General features: G+C 66.7%; 15 protein-coding genes. 5 read left to right on the top strand and 10 right to left on the bottom strand.

The window, feature by feature from the left end; translation table 11 throughout:
- Positions 1-152: 152 nt before the first annotated feature.
- The 3 genes from Pla123a_RS25205 to Pla123a_RS20055 all read left to right on the top strand — a co-directional run bounded on the left by Pla123a_RS25205 (position 153) and on the right by Pla123a_RS20055 (position 1,960).
- Positions 153-284, top strand: coding sequence for a hypothetical protein (locus tag Pla123a_RS25205; RefSeq protein WP_261342767.1), 132 nt, complete (start codon positions 153-155; stop codon positions 282-284).
- Positions 285-305: 21 nt separating this feature from the next.
- Positions 306-668, top strand: coding sequence for a YdeI/OmpD-associated family protein (locus Pla123a_RS25200; RefSeq protein WP_315852886.1), 363 nt, complete (start codon positions 306-308; stop codon positions 666-668).
- Positions 669-928: 260 nt separating this feature from the next.
- A complete protein-coding gene (locus Pla123a_RS20055; protein ID WP_231956568.1) occupies positions 929-1,960 on the top strand; it encodes an arabinan endo-1,5-alpha-L-arabinosidase in 1,032 nt (343 codons plus the stop codon).
- A gap of 38 nt (positions 1,961-1,998) precedes the next feature.
- Here Pla123a_RS20055 and Pla123a_RS25195 read toward each other — a convergent pair whose 3' ends face one another.
- The 4 genes from Pla123a_RS25195 to Pla123a_RS20040 form a co-directional block, all read right to left on the bottom strand.
- Entirely contained in the window at positions 1,999-2,130 is a 132-nt protein-coding gene (locus tag Pla123a_RS25195; protein WP_261342766.1) for a hypothetical protein, read from the bottom strand.
- 30 nt (positions 2,131-2,160) lie between these two features.
- Positions 2,161-2,421 (bottom strand): type II secretion system protein, encoded by a 261-nt coding sequence (locus tag Pla123a_RS20050; protein ID WP_146590331.1) that lies wholly within the window; start codon positions 2,419-2,421, stop codon positions 2,161-2,163.
- Between the two features lie 133 nt (positions 2,422-2,554).
- Positions 2,555-3,232 carry a class I SAM-dependent methyltransferase gene (locus tag Pla123a_RS20045; RefSeq protein ID WP_146590329.1) on the bottom strand — a complete coding sequence of 226 codons (678 nt, stop codon included), beginning with the start codon at positions 3,230-3,232 and terminating at the stop codon, positions 2,555-2,557.
- Positions 3,233-3,352: 120 nt separating this feature from the next.
- On the bottom strand, positions 3,353-5,563 hold the full coding sequence (locus Pla123a_RS20040) for a glutamine synthetase III family protein (RefSeq protein ID WP_146590327.1): 2,211 nt from the start codon (positions 5,561-5,563) through the stop codon (positions 3,353-3,355).
- A gap of 693 nt (positions 5,564-6,256) precedes the next feature.
- Here Pla123a_RS20040 and Pla123a_RS20035 point away from each other — a divergent pair.
- Together Pla123a_RS20035 and Pla123a_RS20030 are read left to right on the top strand one after the other, a co-directional pair.
- On the top strand, positions 6,257-7,375 hold the full coding sequence (locus tag Pla123a_RS20035) for a potassium channel family protein (protein WP_146590325.1): 1,119 nt from the start codon (positions 6,257-6,259) through the stop codon (positions 7,373-7,375).
- A 306-nt stretch (positions 7,376-7,681) separates the two neighbouring features.
- A complete protein-coding gene (locus tag Pla123a_RS20030; protein WP_146590323.1) occupies positions 7,682-9,571 on the top strand; it encodes a hypothetical protein in 1,890 nt (629 codons plus the stop codon).
- Positions 9,572-9,587: 16 nt separating this feature from the next.
- Here Pla123a_RS20030 and Pla123a_RS20025 read toward each other — a convergent pair whose 3' ends face one another.
- The 6 genes from Pla123a_RS20025 to Pla123a_RS20000 form a co-directional block, all read right to left on the bottom strand.
- Positions 9,588-9,989 carry an SMI1/KNR4 family protein gene (locus tag Pla123a_RS20025; protein WP_146590321.1) on the bottom strand — a complete coding sequence of 134 codons (402 nt, stop codon included), beginning with the start codon at positions 9,987-9,989 and terminating at the stop codon, positions 9,588-9,590.
- On the bottom strand, positions 9,989-11,236 hold the full coding sequence (locus tag Pla123a_RS20020; protein WP_146590319.1) for a diaminopimelate decarboxylase: 1,248 nt from the start codon (positions 11,234-11,236) through the stop codon (positions 9,989-9,991). The genes Pla123a_RS20025 and Pla123a_RS20020 overlap by 1 nt, the downstream gene beginning before the upstream one ends.
- 158 nt (positions 11,237-11,394) lie before the next feature.
- On the bottom strand, positions 11,395-12,297 hold the full coding sequence (locus Pla123a_RS20015; RefSeq protein WP_146590317.1) for a hypothetical protein: 903 nt from the start codon (positions 12,295-12,297) through the stop codon (positions 11,395-11,397).
- A 106-nt stretch (positions 12,298-12,403) separates the two neighbouring features.
- On the bottom strand, positions 12,404-13,288 hold the full coding sequence (locus tag Pla123a_RS20010; protein ID WP_146590315.1) for an NAD(+)/NADH kinase: 885 nt from the start codon (positions 13,286-13,288) through the stop codon (positions 12,404-12,406).
- Between the two features lie 22 nt (positions 13,289-13,310).
- Complete coding sequence (locus tag Pla123a_RS20005) at positions 13,311-15,008, bottom strand: SpoIIE family protein phosphatase (RefSeq protein WP_146590313.1); 1,698 nt, start codon at positions 15,006-15,008, stop codon at positions 13,311-13,313.
- 88 nt (positions 15,009-15,096) lie between these two features.
- A complete protein-coding gene (locus tag Pla123a_RS20000) occupies positions 15,097-16,956 on the bottom strand; it encodes an adenylate/guanylate cyclase domain-containing protein (RefSeq protein WP_146590311.1) in 1,860 nt (619 codons plus the stop codon).
- Between the last annotated feature and the right edge of the window lie 156 nt (positions 16,957-17,112).

Raw genomic sequence — 17,112 nt, 5'->3', positions numbered from 1 at the left:
GGGCCCGCGGGCCCGCATCATTCATGACTCCGCGGCGAATGAACCCGCCGCATTGAGCCTGCCCACACAGAAACCGGCCTTCGGTTGGTCGGCCTCGGTCTGTGCGGCGCCGGGATCAGTAAATAGGTGGCCTGACGAGTCGGATCACGCCTATGAGCACCGCGAACGCAAAAGTCGACGACTACCTGAAGTCGCTCAAGAAGTGGCGGGCCGAGCTGACCGCTCTCCGGCGGATCGTCCTCGCAGCCGGGCTGCAGGAGGACTTCAAGTGGCGCCAGCCCTGATACACCTCCGGCGGCAAGAACATCGTCATCCTCGGCGAATTCAAGGATTGCTGCACCCTCAGCTTCTTCAAGGGCGCCCTGCTGAAGGACCCGCAGAAGATCCTTGCCAAGCCGGGCGAGAACACCCGCGCGGCGCGGGTCGTCCGCTTCACCGACACCGAGGACGTTGTCGCGCTCGAGAAGGTGCTAACCAAGTACCTAAAGGAAGCCGTGCGTATCGAGGAGTCTGGCCAGCGGATCGATTTCGAGCAGGGCCGCGAGGTCGAACTCCCGCTAGAGTTCCAGGACGCGATCGACCACGACCCAGCCCTCCGCGATGCGTTCGCGGCCCTGACGCCAGGTCGCCAACGCGCGTACCTGCTGCACTTCGCCGGCGCCAAGTAGGCCGCCACCCGCGCCGCCCGGATTGCTAAGTTTGCCCCGCAGATCCTCGCCGGCAAGGGGATCAACGACTGCACCTGCGGCCACACCAAGAGGCCGCCCGGGTGCGACGGGTCGCACAAGCATTTCGGCTAAACGCGGCGTTCTCGCCCGCGGGTCCGCCGCTGCCCTGCTAAAATCGGGTTGGTGCTCTCGCCCAACCACCCGATCTCACCACGATGCCCTAGAATTAATTCAGCCCCTCCTCAACGATGCCCAACACCGTGACGAACGCCCTTGCTCTTCGACCTACGCTGGCCGCTGTTCTGTTGCTCGCTGCCGTAGCGTTCAGCGCACGCGGGGCGCGTAGTGAAACCAGCGCCCGCGAGGGACTGCTCAACGGCGCCCCCGACCCAACCGGGGTGGCGGTCACCAGTGACGACGGCAAGACCGTCTATTATGTCGCCGCTACCGGCGAGGGCGTGCAGCTGCTCCGCAGCACCGACTTGGTGCACTGGACCAAGTCGGGCCGCGTGTTCGAAGACGCCGTGCCCGCCTGGGCCGCCCGCGACGTGCCCGGCACGCAGGGCATCTGGGCTCCCGACCTCAGCTACCACGACGGGCTGTACTACCTGTACTACAGCGTCTCGACGTTCGGCAGCCAGCACTCGGCGATCGGCCTGGCGATCAACAAGTCGCTCGACCCGGCGAGCCCCGACTACGCCTGGGAGGACCGCGGCAAGGTGATCGACTCCGACGCCTCGCGGACCGACTTCAACGCGATCGACCCGGCGCTGCTGGTCGACGAGGACGGCCGTTGGTGGCTGTTCTGGGGATCGCACTGGGCGGGCCTCAAAGTCATCGAGGTCGACCCGTCGACCGGCAAGCCAAGACAGGCGGCCGAGATCCTGCCGGTCGCCGCCCGGCCCGACACCCGCTCGCACGCCATCGAGGCGCCGTTCGTCTACTTCCACAACGGCTACTACTACCAGTTTGTTTCGTGGGACGGCTGCTGCGACGGCGCTAAGAGCACCTACAAGGTAGCGGTCGGACGCAGCCGTCAACCAACCGGCCCGTACGTCGACGCCGACGGACGCAGGATGCTCGACGGCGGCGGCACGGTGGTGCTGCAGAACAGCGAGCGTTGGCGCGGCCCCGGCCACAACGGCGTGATCGCGACCGACCAGGGCGAGTGGATGGTGCACCACACGTACGACGTCGAGAACCTCCAGGCGCAGCGGATCTTGCAGGTCCGGCCGCTCACCTGGACCCAGGACGGCTGGCCCAAGGTCGGCGAGCCGGTGTCAGCGCCGTAGAGCGGGTCGGGTAGGCTACCGCCATTGCTGGATTACGCTCACCACTCCGAGTACCGCCGCACACCGTCGCTCGACATGCCGTTCGAGTTGGCGATGAACTCGCCAGTCTGGTTGTCGTAGCACCAGCCCGTGGCTCCCCCGACCGACAAAGCTGTCCCAGTGGTCTTCACGGCGACGCTGCTGCTGCCCTTCAACTGGTTCTATGGGAACGGCGTGGTCAGGTAAGCGCCGACATCCGCCAGGAAGGTCGCCTCGGTTCCGTCCGCCCCGGGCAAGGCGCCCTGCTGGGCCCTAAAGTACGAGATCGCTTCTCGGACGACGGCAAGATTGTGCCTGAGCGTGCTCTCGCAAGCATCGCCGGCGGTGTCGAACATCCGCGGCGCAGCGACCGCCGCAAGAATCCCGAGGATGAGGACCACAATCACCAGTTCAACAAGAGTAAACGCACACCGGCTCCGCATGCAGAACTCTACATTGGCGTTCCGTTAAGTCCGCAGGGACTACTCGTTTTTCGGAAGTCCGAGGGGCCGGATCCCCGCCTCGTGGGGCCGCGGGCTTCCTATTGTGGCGGCTGAAATCCCCGCTGCGACTCGGCTACGACTTCTGGCCCACAAGGATCAGCGAGGACGGTCGGGACCCGTCTTGGGCGGTCGGCTCGACAATCTGAACGATCTTAAGCCCACAACAGCTAAACAGCCGCACCCACGACGCCAGCGTGCGGAAGTACCAACGCGGCGCGTCTAAGAAGCCCTCGCCAAGCCCGTCCCAGAACCCGTCCCGCCATCCGTCTTTGTAGGGGAGGTCGCCCGGCGCCGTGATCGGGTGGAGCGTCTGCACCACGCAGTGCCCGCCCGGGTTGAGCATCTCCGGGATCCGGCCGAAGAGCCGCTCGACCGAATGGTCGGTGAACAACGAGAAGTTGCACACCACGGCGTCGAACCGCCGGGGCACCGAGCCGGCGGCCAGCTCGTCGTAGGAGTGTTGCTCGAAAGCGCCGCCACCGACGGCCCGGGCCTGCTCTACGAGATCGACGATAGCGTCGACGCCTAGCACGTCGGCGCCCCGCTTGGTGAGCTCTCGGGCGAGCCACCCCTCGCCGCAGCCGACGTCGAGCACCGACCTTGGCTTGAGCGTCGTCACGGCGTTGACGATTGCCTCGTTGGTCACCGCGACGCGGCTCGCGATCTTGTCGCCGCGGACCGCGTCGGCCCAGGCGGTAGCGTTCGCCCGCCAGGCGTGGATCATCGCCTGTTCGTTGGGGTGATTGGGCATGGGGTGGCCGGGCGGGAAGGTCGTGCGGGGGCGGTAACGAAAAAACCGGCCGGGCGACGGTCCGCGCGGGGCGGCCGCCGCCCGGCCGGTAGGCGGGCAAACTAATTGAGCAGTGCCGAACTACTTGATGAACAGCATCTCCTGGTAGGTCGGCAGCGGCCAGAGGTCGTCGGCCACGACCGCTTCCAGCTGGTCGGCGTACTTGCGGACCTCAAGCATCGCGGGCAGCACGTCCGTGCAGCAGTGGTTGACCTCCTCGCAGCCTTCCTTGGTCGCCTCGGCAAGCGTTGCAATGGCGTCCTGCAAGGACTTTACCAGGCCGGTCATCTTGTCGAGGGTGTTGGTGTCGAACTCGTAGCCGAGGGCCTTGAGGTTCGTGCACGTGGTGGCCAGCTCGTTCTGGTAGCGGATGGCCGCCGGGAAGATCATCTTGCGGGCAATCTGCTTGGTCAGGTTCGACTCGACGTTGACCGTCATGCAGTACTGTTCGCAGTAGGTCTCGTAGCGGCTCTCGAGCTCCCGCTCGCTCAGCACCTCGTAGGTGCTGAAGAGCTTCTTGACCTCGTCGGTCAGCAACTCGGGCAGCGCGTCGGCGGTGGTCTTCAGGTTCTTCAGGCCACGCTTCTCGGCCTCGGCGTGCCACTCTTCCGAGTAGCCGTTGCCGTTGAAGATGATGTCGCCGCACTCGGACATGATGTCCGAGAGCAGCGACTGCACCGCGCCGTGCAGCTTGCCTTCGTCGCCGCCGGTGGCCGACTCGAGCTGCGAGGCGCAGTAATCGAGCGACTGGGCGATGATGGTATTCATCGCCACTAGCGGGCCGGCGATCGAGAAGTTGGAGCCGACCGCACGGAACTCGAACCGGTTGCCGGTGAAGGCGAACGGGCTGGTGCGGTTGCGGTCGCCGGCGTCCTTGTCGAGCGGCGGCAGCGTGTCGACACCGACCTCGAGGTTCCCCTTCGGCAACGAGCTCTTGGCTCCGCCGCCCTTGATCTGCTCGAACACGTCCTGCAGCTGGTCGCCGAGGAAGATCGAGAGGATCGCCGGCGGGGCCTCGTTGGCGCCCAGACGGTGGTCGTTGCCGGCCGAGGCGACAACCGCCCGCAGCAGGCCCTGATGCTTGTAGACGGCGCGGATGACCGCGGCGCAGAACACCAGGAACTGGGCGTTCTCGTGCGGCGTGTCGCCCGGGTCAAGCAGGTTGCCGTGCTCGCTGGAGCCGAGCGACCAGTTGACGTGCTTGCCGCTGCCGTTGACGCCGGCGAACGGCTTCTCGTGCGTCAGGCACTCCATGTCGTACTTCTTGGCGACCTTCTTGAGCACCAGCATGATGAGCTGCTGGTGGTCGGTCGCGACGTTGGCGGTCTCGAAGATCGGCGCCAGCTCGAACTGGCCGGGGGCGACCTCGTTGTGCCGGGTCTTGACCGGCACGCCGAGCTTGAACAGCTCGCGCTCGACCTCAAACATGAACGCCAGCACCCGCTCGGGGATGGCGCCGAAGTAGTGGTCGTCGAACTCCTGGCCCTTGGGGGGAGCGGCGCCGAACAGCGTGCGGCCGGCGTTCACCAGGTCGGGGCGGGCGTAGAAGAAGCCCTTGTCGACCAGGAAGTACTCCTGCTCGGGGCCGGCCGTCGAGGCGACAAACGCCTTGGTGTCGTGGCCGAACAACTTCAGGATGCGGTGCGCCTGGGCGTCCAGGGCCTGCATGCTGCGGAGCACGGGGGTCTTCTTGTCGAGCGCCTCGCCGGTCCACGACACAAAGCAGGTCGGGATCGCCAGCGTGGTGCCGTTGGGGTTCTCCAGGATGTAGGCCGGGCTGGTGACGTCCCAGATGGTGTAGCCACGGGCCTCGTGCGTCTGGCGGATGCCGCCGGACGGGAAGCTGGAGCCGTCCGGCTCGCCCTGGATCAGCTCCTTGCCACTGAACGAGGCGAGCGTGCCGCCGTCGTCGGTGGGCGACATGAAGCTGTCGTGCTTCTCGGCGGTTCCGCCGGTCAGCGGGTAGAACACGTGCGTGTAGTGGGTGGCGCCCTTCTCAATGGCCCAATCCTTCATGGCCATCGCCACGACGTCGGCCACGGTCGGGTCGAGCTTCTCGCCCGCCTCCATGGTCTTCATCAGCGACTTGAAGATCGCCTTGGGAAGCCGCTTCTTCATCTGCGACTTGCCAAACACCATGGACCCGAACACGCCCTCTGGCGAGCTGTTGGCGAAGTCCAGCGCGGGGCTCGACTGACGGTAGTTGATGGCCGCTGAGATGGCGGACTGCCGCGTGGAGCTGCCGCTGCTACTCGAGGAGCTAGTCTGGGAGGGGGTCGAGGTCGTGCTCACTTGGGGTCTCCTGGGATGTGGAGGAGGACGTTGGAGGGCGGTCGCGAGGGAGCCGCCTGTGAACTAGCCGATGTGGGGTAGGGGCCAGACTCGAATCGCGTGTCCGAACTCAGGCTGGCGTGCTGGAACCGGTAGGCCGCCACGGTACGAGGCCTGCCGCGCCGGGCAGAGCTGAGCATACGGCATAAGCACCGCTGCTATCCAGTGCCACCGGCTCAACAAACTCGATACTTTTGACCGGCAGGCCGGTACTTCTGGCCATACTTCTGAACGGATCCACAGCAGCCCCGGAAACCCGGCGCAGGACCGGGCGGACCGTCGACGCAGACTCGCTGCGACCACGGCCCGAGGACGCGGCTTGAGCCACGGAGATTCGATGGGAGAGGTCTCCTTGAAACTTGGGTCCGCCTGGGCGATACGCCCCACAACAAGAAAGGAAACGGGCGCCGGCTGGTAAGTCCGAAGCCACGGCACGCGAAATGCAAACCGTGCGCCAGTCGTGCTATCACCGCGGCCTTCGCGCCGTGAGGTGACGATACAAACTGTTCAAAAATAAGAAGTTCTGGCGATCCGCGGCGTCCCCAGCGGTAGGCGCGACCGCGGCGAGCGGCGTTCGCGTAGCTTATTCCTTGGGCAGGGTCGCCTAGCGTCTAGGCAATCCCGACCTCAACTGTCCGCACCCGCAGGAGATGTGTGGAAACCCCGCCGCCATCGACACCGCCGGCTGCCTGGCAGAGAACGCCGATCTCGGGACCGATCCGCAAGATCATCACCGGCCTGGCGTTGTTCCTTGCGATTTGCCTGATCGCGGTCACCGGCTACGTCGCCTCGGGTTGGCAGCTCGACGACTCGATCTACATGGTGATCATCACCATATTTGGGGTCGGCTACGGCGAGATCCAACCGGTCGACTCCCCGGCCGAACGGGCGCTGACAATCCTGGTAATTATTGCCGGTTACGGCGCCGTCATTTACACGGTCGGCGGTTTCATGCAAATGCTCATCGACGGCGAGCTCAACAAGGCCCTAGGGGCGAGACGAATGACCAAAGACATCCAGCGGCTTGAGGGCCACACCATCCTGTGCGGCGCCGGCCGCGTCGGCACGATCCTCGCCCAGGAGCTGCTGGCCGGCGGCAAGCCATTTGTGCTGATCGACTCAGACGCCGTCCGCCTGCAGGAGGCCCAGGACCGCGGCTACCTGGTCGTCAGCGGCGACGCGACCGAAGAGTTCGTCCTGCAGCAGGCCGGTATCGAGCGGGCGTCGGTCCTCGCGACCGTGCTCTCGCAGGACGCCAACAACGTGTTCGTGACCATCACCGCACGGGAGATGAACCCCAACCTGACCATCATCGCCCGAGGCGAAAACCCCCGCACCGAGAAGAAGCTGCTGGGCTGCGGAGCCAACAAGGTAGTGCTGCCGACCGCGATCGGGGCCAAGAAACTCGCCCAGATGATCATCCGCCCCAGCGCCGAGAACATCCTCGATCAGCTCACGACCCAGTCCGACATGGGCGAGGAGCTCGGACGCATCGGCCTCCGGTTCGAGGAGCTTGAGGTAACCGCCGACAGCGCAATCGATGGCAAGCGGCTGGCCGACATCGAGCTCCGCGGCAACCACGGCTTCCTGATCGTTGGCATCCGCCAGGCCGACGGCGCCACGACGCTCCACCCGCCCGACAGCACGCAGCTCGCCGCCGGCGACGTCGTGATCATCCTCGGCCACGGCGACGAGATGCCCGAGCTCGCGTCACGCTTCAAGAGCAAACGCGACAAGATGACCTACCGCGGCGTCACGATCGACGCCAATTAGTACGTCTTCCCTGAGCTTACTTCCTCCGCGTCGCCATTTGCGTGAGCACGAATCCGGCAGTGTACGGAAGGGTTTCGTGCGGGACTTCCGGTCACGCTACAGGAATTTCGTTCGTGCCGCTGGCGCTAGCGTTGTGTGTGGCGGGTTTGTCCCGCCGACGTTGATCTGCCCTTAGAGCGAAGCTCGGCACGCCCGCTTGGCGATTCGGCCACGCCGGTAATTGCCGCAATTCGGCAACCGGCGTTACGACTCCCGCCGGCTGCCGTCTTTCGCTGTCCACTCAAGACCAAGTGGGGGGAGTAGATGATGCAGACCAACCTTGTTGCCCTGCTGCTGTCGGCGGTTTGCCTCCAAACAGCGGCGGCCTCAACCGCAGAGTTCAGCCCGGCAGTGACGCGGCTCCCGTACCCGCCCGACACCTACGATCTGCGATTCACCGCCTGGTCGGGCGATATTCAGTTCAACAGCCACTCGCCGCTGAAGTCGCTCGCGGCGTTCTACCTGCGGGAGATGGCCGACCGCGGCTGGCGGCTCGACGAGTCGGAGGTCGAGGTCGACGACGACTCCATCGAGCTGCTGTTCACCCACGACAGCGCCGAGGTCGACCTGCGGCTCAGCCAGTGGTCCAAGGAGGTGCGGGCGAGGCTTGATTGTGAGGAGCTCGACTTCGCCGGGGTCGACAACCCCGCCAAGTTGGCGGCCGCTGGCCTGCCGGTGCCGCCCGGGGTGATGTTCGTTCACCAAAATCTCACACTCCCCGCTGACGCCCAGCCTCCCAAGTTCGACGAAGACGGCGCGACGGTGGTCTCTCCGCAGGGTCTGCAGGAGGCCTACGACTACTACTGCGACCAGGTACGCAAGCTCGGCTTCCGCGAGTCACGCCGACCGATTCTCACCGACACCCGCCGGTACACCGAGTTCCGCAAGGGCGCCGACGAGGTGAGCGTTAATGTCTTTACGCACGCCGCCGGCTCGCGGAGTGTGCTCGAGTACGAGAGCTCACGCCCCGCGCTCAGCAAGCCGCCGCTGGCGGCGGTCGCGTCACTGCCGATCGGCAACCCGGCCGCCGCCGGGGGGTCGACACAAGCAGGCGGGCCGACGCAGGCCGCCACAGCGATGGCCAAGACGCCCGTTAGCGTGGCGGCGAACTCCGGCCAGGCAGTCGTCATCCACGGAGGCCAGAAGTATACCTTCAAGAACGTCGCGTGCTTCCAGACGAAGGACCGCGGCGGCTTCGCGACCGAGGTGGTGTTCGCCTCGAAGCCAGTCCCGCTGGCCAAGCTGCAGCAGCTCCTCAGCACCGAGGACGACCCCTCGCTGTGGGACCTCTATGATGATTTCGATGGCCCGGACTACCTGATCCTGCAGCTGGGCGACTACGAGAGCTTCTCGTTCTCGGTCCCCGGGGTCGGCATCGGCGGCAAGCAGCCGGAGAACTATAAGAACGAGATGACCATCGCCAACGGCCGCGTGCAGGGCGCCTGGACCGTGCAGCCCGAAACGATCCTCAGCCGCCAGTTGTCGATCACCGCGACCATCGACGCGGCGTTGCTCACCCCAACAACCCGGATCACCTCGATGCCAACCGAAGTCGCCGCGGGGCCGCAGCCCGCTGATGCTTCAACAGCCGGCCATGCGGAGGTCCCGTTCCCAGACAGTGTCGACGGGCACAGCCGCGAGGGGTCCAACTACCGCAAGACCTACACCGCCGAATCAACCGAGCCGTGGCCCGTGGTCAGCAAGTTCTACCAGCGAGAGCTGCCCCAGCAGCGCTGGACGCAGGTCAGCGTCAGCGATGGCAAGCTAGTGTACCGCGGCGAGGGCCGTGAACTGCGGGCCGAGATCAAGCCCGCGGGCGCCGGCAGCAGCATCACTATCGTGACGCTCGACTCAGCGAAGGCCGAGCGGGACGGCTTCTTGCCGGAGCGGGGCAAGGCCAGGCTCGTCCTCGGCAACGCCCATACCCAGGCGGTCAGCTACCAGATCGGCAAGACCAACTACCCGCTCAAGCCAGGGCAGGGGGGACGTGACCCGAAAGACGCCCTCAACTACACGGTCACCCCGGCGACCTACACCATCGTCATCAAGATCCCCGGCGAGGCCGACCAGACCGAGAAGCTAACGCTCGAAGAGGGGAGCACGTGGGGGATCATCACGCTGCCGACGGGTGGGTACCTGCCGATGCGGATGTACTGATGAAAGCCGGCGGGAGTCAATCGCAAATCAAATCAACGAGTTCGTCAAACGTCGACGCAATCGGAAGAACAGACTCGGTAAGATTCGAATTGGTCATATCGAGCGCGACCACCGGCCACGGCGCCGTCGACCTGGTGTCAAACGCGATGTACTCACCGGCCCCGTTGCTGCCGATAACGATGAATCCGGGGAAGAACTCTTGATAGGTCGCGTCTCGCCAGTGGCGTACCGTATCTGGCGCCGAATCGAGGCACAGGTTGTACGGCTGAACGCTCAATGAGCCTTCGCCACCATCCGACCAGGACAGGAACTCGCAGTAAGATTCCGGCAGCGAGTCACCGAACTCTGATCGCAGCTCTGCGATGGATTCAGACGTCGCCCCCGGCAGTCGAAACCACAGGTCCGAAAGGTCCCGCATCAGAACTCCAGCGTCGCGAACAGATCGTCCAGCGTCTCCCCACGCCGGATCATTTGCAGCGTGCCGTCTTCCTTCAGCAGGTACTCCGGGCTCCGCAGCTTGCCGTTGTAGTTGAACCCCATCGAGTGACCGTGGGCGCCGGCGTCGTGGATGGCGAGGTAGTCGCCCATCTCGACCTTCGGCAGGTCGCGCTGCACGGCGAACTTGTCGTTGTTCTCGCACAGCGAGCCGACGACGTCGAACTTGCCGACCGACGGCTCGCCGCTCTTGCCGAGCACGGTGATGTGGTGGTACGAGCCGTACATTCCTGGCCGCATCAGGTTGGCCATCGACGCGTCGACGCCCAGGTAGTCGCGGTACGTGTGCTTGGTGTGGATCGCTTTGGTGACCAGCACGCCGAACGGGCCGGTCATGCAGCGGCCGTTCTCCATCATTACCTTCAGGCCGTCGAGGGCCGAGCCGACGATCACCTCCTCGTAGGCGCCCTTCACCTTCGAGCCGAAGCTCTCGAGGTCGACCGGCGTGTCCTCCGGCTTGTACGCGACGCCGATGCCGCCTCCTAGGTTGACCATCTCCACGGCGACGCTGGTCTTCTTGTGGATCTCGATCGCCAGCTCGAACAGCATCCGGGCGTTGGCCACCAGGGCGTCCTCGCTCAGCTCGTTCGAGACGATCATCGCGTGCAGGCCGAACCGCTGAACGCCGTTCTCCTTGAGCTTCGCGTAGCCCTCGATGAGCTGCTCGCGCGAGAAGCCGAACTTGGCCTCGGTCGGCTTGCCGATGATGGCCGAGCCCTCGCTGAGCGGGCCCGGGTTGTAGCGGCAGCTGATCAGCTCCGGCAGCCCGACCTCGTCCCGCAGGTACTCGATGTGGGTCAGGTCGTCGAGGTTGATAATCGCGCCCAGGTCCTTCGCCTTCTGGTACTCGTGGGCCGGGGTGTTGTTCGAGGTGAACATGATGTCCTCTGGCCCGGCGCCGATGCGCTCGGAGAGGATCAGCTCGGCAAGGCTGCTGCAGTCCATGCCGCAGCCCTCCTCGAACAAGATCTTGAGGATGTGCGGGTTGGGGGTCGCCTTGACGGCGAAGTACTCGCGGAAGCCGGGGGCCCAGGAGAACGCCTTGATCAACGCCTGGGCGTTGCGGCGGATGCCGGCCTCGTCGTAGACGTGGAACGGCGTGGGGGTCTCGGCGGCCAGCTTAAGCAGGGTCGCTTCGGGGATCGGCAAGGTCTTCGAGGTAGTCGACATCGGCAGCTTCGCGGGCAGGCAGCGTGGGAAGGGTGAGGCGTCCCGCCGCACGGATACGCGGCGGGATCCTCCAGAATCCCAGACTCGCCGCGCAAAGTCGAGGCCCCAAACGCGCAGCCCGACCCCCAAAACCGTCGGCCCGCAGGCGCCGCCCGCCGCTACTTCTCGTCGGCCGTAGTGGGGCGGCTGGCGACCGTGGCCGACTCGTCCCGCAGACGCTCGGACATCTGCATCTGGTAGTGCATGCTGCTGGCCGGGCCGGCGAAGCCGAGGACCCGCTTGTCGACGTCGTACTCCTGGCTGATCACCCGGCCCTTGGCGATGTCGAACCGCACCGTGCCGTCGATGAACCGCTGGGCGAGCTGGCCCTCGACTTCCGGCTGCACCGGCGAGAGGACCTGGAACTTCGACTCGATAACCGCCACCCCGTTGGTGACGCTCGCCAGGCGGAAGTGCCGGCGGGTCTTGACGGCCTTCGTACCGCCCTCGGACAGGTTCACCTTGATCTCGACCGGCTCGTCCCACGTGTCGCCAACGGCGACCGGGCCCTCCGGCAGCAGCACGGCGAGCGGCGCGTAGGGGTCGGCCGCCGGCTGGTGGTGCTTGATCTCATGCTCGACCACCTTGCCCCACGGCGTCAGCCGGATGTGGCTCAGCGGCACGCCGACCGCCTTGGCCGCGTCCTCGAAGCCGGCCGGCGGGGTCGAGTCCTTGGTGCTGTCGTACTTCATCTCCGCCCGCTCGGGCAGGCGGTTGGTCATCTGCAGCTCCTCGACCACGTGCTGCAACTCGATCTCGCCATTAGGCAGCACGTCGATGACCTTCCAAGCCTTAACCGACGCGCTGCGGGTCTGGGCCTTCTGGGTCGAGCCCTCCATGGTCGAACGGATCAGCGCGTTGTGCTCGATGTCGTACCGCAGGACGTCGCCGATCTGGAACTTGTAGTGCAGCGTGTGCTTGGCAGTTTCCTCCGAGGCCGCCCGGGCGGGGCAGGGGAGGGCGGCAACCAGGGCGGTTGCGATGAGCAGCGACAAGCGGGCGGCGTATCCGGTAAACGACATCCTGAAGGTCCTTCCTGAGGATGAGGGGGGCGAACGGTCGATCCCGCCAACATAATCGATCGCGGCCCGCTGGCTTAGAGCAGTTCGCCAGCATCCGAGCGTGCTGCTAGCAGCGGTCGTCGTCCTCGGGGTCGCGGGGCCGGCGGCCCCAGCCGAGCTTGTGGCGGAGCGTGCGGTAGTAGCTCTGCCCGCTGACCTCGACCAGCTGGAACACCGAACGGCTGCGGCTCACCCGCACCCGGTCGCCCGGCGTCAGCGGCGCCACGACCTGCCCGTCGACCAGCAGCGTCGTGCCGTCGTTGGGGGCCGGCACGACGACCTCGTAGACGTGGTCGGCCGAGTCGACCACCGGGCGGTTGGTCAGCGTGTGGGGGCTGATCGGCGAGATGACGAACGCCTGCAGGTCCTTCCGCAGGATCGGGCCGCCGGCCGCCAGGTTGTGGGCGGTCGAGCCGACCGGGGTGCTGATGATCAGGCCGTCGCAGTTGTAGGTCGCGACCAGGTCGCCGTCGACGTAGAGCTGGGCCTCGAGCATCGAGAAGGGCGGGCCGGCCAGCACCGCCACCTCGTTGAGCCCCAGCCGCGAGACCGCCGAACCGCCCTCGTTGACCACCTCGCACTCGAACATCAGGTGGTCGATCAGGTTGTGCCGCCCGGCCGCCAGCTCGGGCAGCGCGGCGTCGAGCTGCTCGGGCTGCAACGCCGCCAGGAAGCCGAGGTTCCCCAGATTCACGCCGACGACCGGCAGCTGGTGGTCGCCCATCAGCCGCGCGGTGCGGAGAATAGTGCCGTCGCCGCCAAGGGTGACCGCGAACTGCGCCCCCTCGGGGTGGAACACCTCGTCGAGGTCGTCCTGCACAGACGTCACCGTGAAGTACCGCTTGAGGTCGGGCAGCAGCGCCTCGGCGCGTTCGCGGAGGTGGGCCCGACCGCCGTCGAAAATGACAACCGCCGTCGGAAGGTCTGCCGCTGGGGGCTTCGTAGGAGCCAAAGGTTCGCCGGTTCTTGGTGGGTTAGGCCGGGTTGCGGCCAAAGCAGGTCAGGCACATGTCGTCGCTCTGAGCAAAGCCGTCTACAAACGCCCGCACGTCCTGCAGGATGTGCTCGCCCAGCTCCGTGACGTTGGCCGCGCTAGCGGCGGCGACCTTGGCGAGCCGCTCGATTCCATAGAGGTCGCGGCGGGAGTTCATCGCCTCGCTGAAGCCGTCGGTGAACACGGTCAGCACGTCGCCGGGGGCGAGCGTGCGGGTGAGCGACTCGTACTCGTAGCCGTCGTAGACGCCGATCGGCAGGCCGGCCTCCTCCTCAGAGATCTCGACCACCGAGCCGTCGGCCCCGCGGAGCATCGGCGCCATGTGCCCGGCGTTGACCAGCGTCATCTCGTGGCTCTTGGGGTCGACGACCGCAAAGATCATCGTGACGAACTTGTCCTCCCAGCCCTGCTGGACGAACAGCGAGTTGACCCGCCCGACGACCTTCGCCAGGTCGGGCTCGCTGGCCAGTGTAAAACGCACATCGCTCGACAGGCGGGCCATCAGGATCGCCGCCGAGACCCCCTTGCCCGCCACGTCGCCGACGATCACGGCGAAGCGGCCGTCGGGCAGCTGGATGTAGTCGTAGTAGTCGCCGCCGACCTGGCGGGCCGACTCGTAGTAGGAGAAGAAGTCGTAGCCGGCGGCCTCGGGGGCGCGGGACGGCAGCAGCGCCCGCTGCATCCGCGCGGCGAGCTCGAGGTCCCGCTGCAGGGCCCGCTGGGCGACCACCTGCTCGTGCATCGCCGCGTTGTCTATCGCCACCGCGGCCTGCGAGGCGACCGCGGCGAGGACCTCGAGGTCCTCGTCCATGAAGCGGCTGCGTTGGTTGGTGGTGTCGACCTGGATGACGCCGAGCGAGTCCCCGTCGGAGTCGATGAGCGGCGCACAGAGCATCGAGCGGATCTCGAACTCGGCGATGCTTTGGGCCATGCTAAAGCGTTCGTCGCTGGCGGCGTCGGCCGACAGGATCGCCTGCTGCGAGGTCATCGCCTGCTCGACAATCGTGCGGCTGAGCCGCGGCGCCTCCTCGTCGTCCGACTTGCGGCGTGACCGCCACGAGACCGGCACCAGCGGCGCGTCGGCCTCCGGCCGCATCACGACGAACGCGCGGTCGGCCTGCACAAAGATCTTGAACAGGCTGTCGAGCAGCTTGGGCAGGATCTCCTCGACCGAGAGCGCCTTGCCGAGGTTGTTGGAGATCTCGACCAGCGCGGCGAGCTTGACCTCGGGCTGCGCGGACATCGACCAGCTTTTCGAGCCGGGTCCGAGGTCGAGGGTCGCCATGACGTTGGCGCTGGCGGCGCCCTGCTCGTCAGAGTCGTTGACCAGCTGGGCCAGGCACGACTCGTCGCCGAGGGTGGTCTCGCCGCCGAGCAGGTTCATCGGCTGCTCGGAGTGGAACACAAACTCCTGATCGCACACGGTGACCCGGTCGCCCTCGCGGAGCGGCGTCGGGGCAACCACCGCCTGGCCGTTGAGCTGCGTGCCGTTGCGGCTGCCGAGGTCCTTCAGCAAGAACTGCCCCCGCTCCCGCAGGACCGACGCGTGGCGGCGGCTGACCGCAGCGACGTCCACGGCGATCTCGCAGTCCGAGCTGCGGCCGATGACCGACTCGTCGCTCAGCAGGTCGAACTTCTTGCCCGGGTTCACGCCGGTTTCAATCGTCAGGAACGCCATGGCGGTGAGTAGGGAAGGGTTGGCGTTAGGTGGACTGCGGGAGACCTGAATCTTACGACAGCCGCCCGAACGCCGCAATCTGGCCGGCTCAGCCCGGCTTGCGGCTGAGGTCCCACACGTGCTGGAAGCCGGCGCCACCGGTGCGGATCGCCTCGATCACGCGCGACAGCAGCATCAGCGTCGGCTGGTCGTGCGGCCGGGCCGCCAGCGCCTGGGTCAGCGAGGCCGCCGCCCGGTGCAGGTCGCCCCCCTGGCACAGCGACAGCGACTCCGCGTACGCCGCGGTCGATTCGCGCCACGCCTGGTCGGGCGCGGCAGGCAGCTCGTGCAACTGGATCTCCTGCGAGATATTGTTCAGCCGCGCGTGCCCCAGCGGGCGGCTCTCGAAGGCGCCGGCCGCGGCCCGCGCGGTCGCCTCGGTGATCAGCAGGTCAACGCCGATGCGGCGGGTGGCCTGCTGGACGCGGGCGCCGATGTTGACCACACTGCCCAGCGCGCCGTACTTGAACTTCTGCCGCGAGCCGATGTTGCCAACCCGCGCGGCGCCGGTGTTGATGCCGATGCCGACCTGCGTTGGGCACTGGATGACCGCCTCCCACTTCGCGCTGAGCTCCGGCAGCCGTTGCAGGATGTTCACCGCCGCCTGGCACGCCCGCTGCGCGTGGTCGGGCTGGGCTGCGGGCGCCCCCCACATCGCCATCATGCCGTCACCCTGGAAGTCGACCAGCACGCCCTGCTCCTCTAGCACGCAGTCGGCCAGCAGGCTCATCACCTCGTGCAGCCACTCGAGCGTGGTCGGGGCGCCGGCGCGTTCGGTCGTGCTGGAGAACGAACAGAGGTCCGAGAACAGCACGCTGATCTCGATGTCCTTGGCCTCGAGCAGCCCCGGCTGGGCGGCGAGCGTGCGGGCCAGCTCGGGCGTGAAGAACTGCTCTAGCTGAACCTGGGCCGCCACGGCGACCTTCTCCTGCTGCAGCCGGGCCAGCCCGGCCGCCACGCTCGAGGCCAGCAGCTCGACCAGCATCGCGTCGAGCTCCGAGATCACGTACCCGTCGGGCAGGTTGCCGCGGCGTTTCTCGCCGTAGAGCGCGGCCACGACCTCGCCCTGGGCGTTGAGGATCGGCGCCGCGACGATCGCCGCCACCTCGGCGCGGGTGACGCCGGTCTCCGAGAGCTGGGCGCCGGGCTGCGAGCGGAAGGTCATGCCCCCCTCGCGGACGCGGTCGAGCATCCGCCGGCTCGGCCGCCAGCCGACGGTCGAGTCCTCCTTGACGTGCCCGGCCGTGACCCGCCAGTCGCCGCCGGTCCACTCGACGATGCTGGTGGCGTCGAGGTCGGCGATGCTGGCGGCGGCGATCACCGCCTGGTTGAGGAAGTCGGGCTGCGAGGCGGCGCTCTGGAACACGTTCATCACCCCGCGCAGCCAGGCGACCAGGTTCTGGGCGTCGCTCGCCCCGGTGGCGGCGCCCTCGATCAGGTCGCGGAGCTTCTCCGGCTCGGCCGAGTCGGAGCCGGGCGCCTGGGTCTTGGCGCCGAGTCCCTCGAACTGCTGGTCGTCGCGTTCCTGCTCGATCCGGACCACCCGGTCGCCGAGCGTGAGCAACAGCGGCAGGTCGACCCGCTGGCTCTCGCCGGGCGGCAGGGTCAGCCCGCCGGGCGCGATGATCGACGACGAGCGGCTGATGTTCTCGCACCGCAGCCCGCCCTCCATAGCGAGCTCCAGCCGGACGTGCTGCCGCGAGACCTCGGTCTGAGCCAACGGCGCGATCACCACGCGGGTGGTCTCGCCCTGGTGCGAGCGGTGGTAGGGCCGGGCCTCGCCGGAGCGCTGCCTGCCCAACTCGACCGGACCGTCAAAGTCCATCTCGAAGACGAGCTGGTGGGCCTCGAACACGCGGAGCGTGTACCGGGGCGACAGGATTGGTTCGCCGTGCAGGGTGAAGGACATAGGCGTTGGTATCGCCAGGGGGAGCTGGCCGGCAAACTCGACGGATCCGGAAACACCTAGGCAGCCGCTAGGACGGTTTTCTGCATTACTCGGATAACTGTAACAAGCGGGCGCTAGCAGAGCAAAGCAGGCGGCATATGTCGCAGAATCAGGTCG

It is taken from the genome of Posidoniimonas polymericola, from assembly GCF_007859935.1.
GTDB lineage: Bacteria > Planctomycetota > Planctomycetia > Pirellulales > Lacipirellulaceae > Posidoniimonas > Posidoniimonas polymericola.
The sequence above is the reverse complement of the archived record's forward strand: the minus strand, read 5'-3'. Positions and strand labels throughout refer to the sequence as shown.